Below are 5,683 nucleotides of genomic sequence, written 5' to 3'. Positions count from 1 at the left end.
GTCACCGACCTGCTTCCCGAAAGCTACATCTGGGCGGACCACCAGCTCGATGCCGAGGCCAGCACACCACTCAGCACGAGCTGACGCCTCAAGCGGTTACAGGGCAAACGTTGCCTGCTACGGCACTGAGGCGGGTCGTCGCGGACGGGCCCGAAGCGTCCAGCCCCGGCGGTGTGGACGACACCGCGACCGGCGCGCGGGACGCGTCCAGCCGGGCGAGGGCCCGCGACACCGACGCGCCCGCGTCCGAGCCGGCCTCGGCCAGGTGCTCCAGGCCCTCGTCCAGGTCGATGGCGTCCTCGGCGAGCCCGATGGTCAGCGCGATCGTCTCGCAGACCGCGTCCAGGTCGTCCAGGTAAAGGACGTTCTGGCCGAGGAGCTTCCGCCAGAAGTCGGTCAGCTCGCGGCTCCCCGAGTGGTAGGCGCCCTCGGGGATGATGAAGTACACGTCGTACTTGCGCTGCAGTTCCCGGACGAGGTCGGCGATCGGGACGTCCTCCGCCCGCTCGTCCCCGATGACCTTGGCGATCTCGCGCCGCTTCGCCTTCGGGTAGGCCAGCTCGTCGCCGATCATGAACAGGTAGCCGCGCTTGCCGCGCTTCTCGAAGCAGTCGATCGCGGTGTGCCGGGCCATGAAGTACATGGCCAGCTCGTACGACTCGCGCATCTGGCCGCCGCCCCCGCCTTCGAGGAGGATCTTGCCGAGGTCGTCGTCCATCCGGTTGTCGGCCTCGAACTGGCCGATCTGCAGCGGCGCCCGGTCGCAGGTCGCGTCGCCGACCGCGCCGAACAGGATGTGCGGGTCCCTGACGTACCCCTTGCGCAGCAGCAGCCCGAGCAGGTCGGGGAGCTTGGTCTGCAGCGTCCGCGGCACGTTCCCCATCGAGCCGGTCACGTCGAACAGCACGCCGATCGCGAGCGACTCGGGGTGGTCGCCGGAGTCCCGGCTCTCCCGCGCGGTGACGCCGAACGGGTCGAGGTCGGCGTGGACCTTGGTGGCGCCGCCGTCGGAGTAGGCGAACGCGCTGGCGCCGGTGGACGCGCGGTAGCTCGCGCGGGCGGCGTAGACGTCGGTGGACCAGTGTCCGCTTCCCATGGTGGTTCTCCTTCAGTTCGGAGCGGGCAGGTGGAAGGGGCGGAAGCGCCGCCGGCCGTAGAGCCGCTCCAGCAGCTCGTCCAGCTCGGCCAGCAGCCGCCAGGCGTCGGACGGGCGCCGGTTCTGCGCGGGCAGCGTGCAGCCGCGCGCGAACGAGCGCATCGCCGGGGGCGCCTTGCCGCCCATCAGCCCGGTCATGCACCGGGTGGCCATGAAGATGTCGGTCGCCGGGCTCGCCGGCCGCCGTCCCGGCACCTCGGGTGGGTACCAGCCCGCGTACCGGTCGACCATCGCCGGGACGCGGCCGGACGAATCGACGTGCGCGTAGCAGCCGGGGACGGAGTAGCACCAGTCGACCAGGACCAGGCCGTGCTTCTCCGGATGGATCAGCACGTGGTCGGGGAGGACCGCGCCGTGCAGTACGCCCGCGCGGTGCGCGAACCCGAGGCCGACCAGCAGCCGCCGCCACATCCAGGCCGCGTCGCGCGGGTCGACGCCGTCCGGATACGCCGTCCCGACCTCGGTCAGGCTGCGGAAGCCGTCCAGCGCGGCGATCACGTTGACCTGCCGCTGCGCCCCGGTCGCCGCGTCCCGGTGCCGGAACGACTCGACCAGGCGCGGGACGTACGGCAGGAACTTCCCGTCGCCGTCCTCGGGCAGCCGGCGCAGCGCCACCGCCTCACGCTCGACCAGGTCGCTGTCGCGCGGGTCGCGCGGCATCTTCAGCAGCACCCCGGGTTCCGCCGCGTACAGCTCGGCGAGGTCGCCGCCGATCGGGTCCCCGCTCAGCCGGTACGCGTGGCGGCGAGTGGTGATCACGCCGTGGTCGTCCCGGTTGTAGGTGTGCCACAGCGCGTTCAGCCTGATGAACGCGTCGCGGGTGCGGCCGCCGGTCGCGTCCGGGTGGACGAGCCGGGCCAGCCGCCGGTACCGCCGCGCCGCCTCCGCCTCGTCCGCGCCGAACAGGTCGGCCGGGACACGCGCCCGGTCCAGCCGCGCCAGCGCATCGTCCAGGGCTTTCATCTGATCTCCTCCTCCCGGCTCGGCCGCAGCAGGGCAGGGTGCAGGAGGCGGGCGTCGCCGGCGCGGTAGAGCCGGGGCCGGGGGCCGCCGCGCCGGCCGCCCCGGTCGGACGTCGCGCCCGTGCTCTCCACGAACCCGGGCACCGACAGGACCTTCCGGTGGAAGTTGCCGGCGTGCAGCTCCTCGCCCCACACCGCCTCGTAGACCGACCGCAGCTCGGGGATCGTGAACTCGCCGCCGCAGAAGGCCGTGGCGAGCGGGGTGTACTCCAGCTTCCCGCGCGCCCGCTCCAGCCCGTCCGCGAGGATCCGCGCGTGGTCGAAGGCGAGCCGGCGGGTGGTGCCGGGACGCTGGTCGCCGGACTCGGTGAGGCCCAGCGCGTCCACCGGCACCCACGCCGCGTCGGCCGCGTCGCCGCCGGCCTCCGGGTCGGGCAGCTCCGGCGCGAACGCCAGGTGGGCGACGGAGATGACGCGCATCCGCGGGTCCCGGCCGGGCGACCCGTACGTGCCGAGCTGCTCCAGGTGGACGCGGCCGAGCACGCCGCCCTTGGCGCTGAGGCCGGTCTCCTCGGCCAGCTCCCGGACGGCCGCGTCGGAAAGGTCCTCGGCGTCCGCGCCCTGCAGCGGCCCGCCCGCCTGGACGAAACCGCCCGGCAGCGCCCACATGCCCGCGTACGGGGCCTGCCCGCGCCGGACCAGCAGGACGTGCAGGGCGCCGTCGCGGATGGTCAGCCCGACCACGTCCACGGTCACGGCGACCGGGTCGTAGTCGCGCGGGTCGTAGTTCGCGAGGAACTCGGCCTCGTCGCGCCGCGGTTCCGGGGTCATCCGGCGTCCTCCCGTCAGGCTCGGTGCAAGTAAGTCTCAAAAATGAGTCCATCTCTAGCTGAGAACAACATAGCCCGGACGAGGGCGGGTGTCCAGTGCGTACCGGGGTGACGAAAAGCGGGCGCCGCCCCCCACGAGGGGAGCGGCGCCCGCTACGTTCGGCGGAACTTCACAAAAAAGAAGTTCCCGGCGTAGGGCTCAGCGGCGGTAACGGCTGCCGGGAGGCTCCTCGCCGTAGTCGTTCTCGCCGTGGTCCTGCTCGCCGTAGGACTGCTCGCCGGAGTTGTACGGCCCGGTCGCGTAGGGCCCGAACGCGTACGGGTTCGGGACGCCCGGGTCCACCGCGTACGGATCGGCGGGCCGGCCCGGCCCGTACGGACCCGTCCGGCCGCGGTCGTCCCGCTCGTACTGCTCGTACCGCTCGGGCGGGCGCTGCTCGGCCTGGTACGGCTCCCGCGCGAACTGGCCGCCCGGCTGCCGCCCGGTCGAGTACCGGCCGGTCGGGTAGGGGCTCTCGGGCATGCCCGGCCGCCGCTCGCCCGGCCACCCGCCCGGCTCGTACGGCCCGGGATCGCCGAGCCCGGGTTCGCCGAGCCCGGGCCCACCCACCGGCACCACCCCGGGCGGCAGGCTGCCGGGGGACTCGGGCGGGCGCGCCCCGGGCGGCGGCGCGGCGCCCAGCCGCGCGGAGACCGGCGGGGCTGGCGGCTCGTCCAGGAGCAGCTTCATCTGGCTCTTCCGGCGCCCGTACACCAGGTACAGGACGAGGCCGACGGCCATCCAGATCGCGAAGTACGCCCACGTCTCGACCTTGAGGTTCAGCATCAGCCAGCCGACCGCGAGGATCGTCGCGATCACGACGAGCGGCGCCGCCGGCATCCGGAACGGCCGGTGCAGGTCGGGCTGGGAGTGCCGCAGCGCGAGCACGGCGGCGGCGACGAACAGGAAGGCGAACAGCGTGCCGATCACGACGAGCTGCTCCAGCGTCAGCACGTCGAACGTCTGCGACATGACCACCGCCGCGCCGCCCGCGAGCAGCGTGGCGCGCGAGGGCACCTTGTACCGGCTCATCGAGGCGAGCGGGCGGGGCAGCAGCCCGTCCCGGGCCATCGAGAACACCACCCGGGTCAGGCTGATCATCACCACCAGGATGACGGTGGTCAGCGCCAGCACCGCGCCGACATCGACGATCTTGCCCATCGCGCCCGCGCCGACCTCGTCGAACGCGGCGGCGATCAGCAGCTTGTCCGGATTGAGCTTGGCGAAGCCGGCCATCCCGACCATGCCGACGAGCGCGATCGCCACCGCCGCGTACAGCACGATCGCGGTGAGCAGGGCGGTGAGGATGCCGCGCGGCACCTTGCGGGGCGCGTCGTCGGTCTCCTCCGAGGCGGTGGCGATGAGGTCGAACCCGATGTAGGCGAACGCGATGGCGGGCGCGGCGGCGAACAGGCCCCAGATGCCGAACACGTGCGGGGTGCCGCCGCCGAACGCGCCGAGCACGGCGTCCAGCACCGTCTGGTCGCCCTCCGGCGCGGGCTTCGCGGGCGGGACGAACGGGGTGAGGTTGCCGGTGTCGAAGAACTTCAGGCCGGTGGCGATGACGAGCCCGATCACGATGACCTTGGCCATCACCATGTACCAGAGCGTCTTCAGGCTCATCCGGCTGCCGGTGGCGAGCATCAGCACGACCAGCAGCAGGATGCCGAAGGCGAGCACGTCCGGGCCCTTCACCTGGCCGATCACGTCGCCGAGCCAGCCCGGTATCGGCACCCCGAAGTCGTTCAGCGCCTGCGTGAAGTACAGCGACCACACCCGCGCGAGCACGGACGCGGCCAGCAGCAGCTCCATGATCAGCGCCCAGCCGACGACCCAGGCCCACACCTCGCCGAACGCGACGTAGCTGAAGGAGTAGGCGCTGCCCGCCACGGGGATGATCGAGGAGAGCTCGGCGAACGCGAGCGCGGCCAGCACGCACACCCCGCCCGCGATGAGGAAGGAGATCAGCACCCCGGGACCGGCGGTCGAGCTGGCCTGCTCGCCGGCGATCTTGAAGATGCCGGAGCCGATCATGACGCCGAGGCCGAGCACGACGAGATCGCGGGTCCGGTACACGACGCGGAGCCGGTGCCGCCCGCCGTAGAGCCGGCCGGTGGCCTGCTCGACGGGCAGCCGGCGGAACATGTTGTTGCGCATGCGCATGTCCAAGGTCAAGGTGGGTCCCCCCAGGCCGTGAACCCGCGCCGCTGTTCGCGAGGTGATGGCTTGTCGAAGTCCCTAAGAATTCACCACGTATGAGCATAATCGCAACGTTTTCGCGCGGATCGATGTCGTCTCGTCGTTGTCGCATCCTGCCAAAGCGCAGGTCGGCGACATGCCGCAGCGGCGTACTCACGCTCGGCTGACCGACTCCCGAATCTTTTTCTAATGGACCGTTCCGACCGAATATCCCCAATTTCCAATGTGGAAAGCGCTTTCGAACCGGGCCGCGCGCGGACGTCCGGGGTCGGCCGGTGCGGACGGTGGCATCGGACGAAGATCGGTGGCACCGTAAAGGCGCCGCGTTCGTCTGGAGGTCAGGTGTCCCGCTCCCCGTCACCCTCGAAAACGCCCCCGAAGCGCTCCCGCGTCCGCCGCCGCACGGCATTCGCCGCCGCGGTGACCGTCGCCGCCGCGGTGACCGTCGCCGCCTCGCTGACCGTCCCCGCCGCCCTGCCCGCCAGCGCCGCGCCGG

Annotated in this window: 4 protein-coding genes; all 4 read right to left on the bottom strand. The window is 72.3% G+C overall.

The features are described from left to right. Window positions 1-88: 88 nt before the first annotated feature. On the bottom strand, window positions 89-1,096 hold the full coding sequence (locus HUX53_RS03400) for a hypothetical protein (RefSeq protein WP_176401709.1): 1,008 nt from the start codon (window positions 1,094-1,096) through the stop codon (window positions 89-91). A gap of 12 nt (window positions 1,097-1,108) precedes the next feature. Continuing rightward, the gene (locus HUX53_RS03395; protein WP_176401708.1) at window positions 1,109-2,119 is read right to left on the bottom strand and encodes a molecular chaperone DnaJ; all 1,011 of its coding nucleotides are present in this window, start codon (window positions 2,117-2,119) and stop codon (window positions 1,109-1,111) included. Next, window positions 2,116-2,949: an NUDIX domain-containing protein gene (locus HUX53_RS03390; RefSeq protein ID WP_176401707.1), complete on the bottom strand. Its 834-nt coding sequence runs from the start codon at window positions 2,947-2,949 to the stop codon at window positions 2,116-2,118. Before HUX53_RS03390 ends, HUX53_RS03395 begins: the two co-directional genes overlap by 4 nt. A gap of 198 nt (window positions 2,950-3,147) precedes the next feature. Further along, on the bottom strand, window positions 3,148-5,145 hold the full coding sequence (locus HUX53_RS03385) for an amino acid permease (protein ID WP_176401706.1): 1,998 nt from the start codon (window positions 5,143-5,145) through the stop codon (window positions 3,148-3,150). Window positions 5,146-5,683: the final 538 nt, after the last annotated feature.

It is taken from the genome of Actinomadura sp. BRA 177 (assembly GCF_013372625.1).
Taxonomy (GTDB): Bacteria; Actinomycetota; Actinomycetes; order Streptosporangiales; family Streptosporangiaceae; genus Spirillospora.
Note: the sequence above shows the minus strand (reverse complement) of the source record. Positions and strands in the feature narration are given on the sequence as shown.

Bases quoted from the DNA above. Each gene is read 5' to 3' on its own strand.
- HUX53_RS03400 (WP_176401709.1), bottom strand. From the start codon at position 1,096: ATGGGAAGCGGACACTGGTCCACCGACGTCTACGCCGCCCGCGCGAGC.
- HUX53_RS03390 (WP_176401707.1), bottom strand. From the start codon at position 2,949: ATGACCCCGGAACCGCGGCGCGACGAGGCCGAGTTCCTCGCGAACTAC.
- HUX53_RS03385 (WP_176401706.1), bottom strand. From the start codon at position 5,145: ATGCGCAACAACATGTTCCGCCGGCTGCCCGTCGAGCAGGCCACCGGC.
- HUX53_RS03395 (WP_176401708.1), bottom strand. From the start codon at position 2,119: ATGAAAGCCCTGGACGATGCGCTGGCGCGGCTGGACCGGGCGCGTGTC.